We start from the raw sequence: 327 nt of genomic DNA on the forward strand, positions 1-327 counted from the left end.
CGTTTTTTTTCTTCGAAAAATACTTTATGATAATTCTCTCTATACTTATGTGCTTCTTCAAGAAGGTCCTTATCTTTATACCAAGAAAATGGTTTCCATAAACCTGTTTCATTTTTATACTGACGGTCAAGTTCATCTATCGATTCAGAGCATTTAGCACGTATTAACTTATCAAAGTCACTCAACTTAACGCCATAGTCTCTAAATATCATAGCAGCTCTGTAATTCTTGAAACTCTCGTTTTGATATGATTGAATTTCTTTTAAAACCGACAATTCAAACTCATTATTTTTGTCAAATTTTAATATTATATCTGTATCATTAGAG

The 327-nt window shown here is 29.7% G+C and carries 1 protein-coding gene; it reads right to left on the reverse strand.

The window, feature by feature from the left end:
* On the reverse strand, positions 1-327 hold a 327-nt coding region (locus tag V1952_RS22615), incomplete at both ends, for a hypothetical protein (protein ID WP_420075644.1).

Source organism: Yersinia sp. 2542 StPb PI (assembly GCF_048593855.1).
Classification (GTDB): domain Bacteria; phylum Pseudomonadota; class Gammaproteobacteria; order Enterobacterales; family Enterobacteriaceae; genus Yersinia; species Yersinia enterocolitica_E.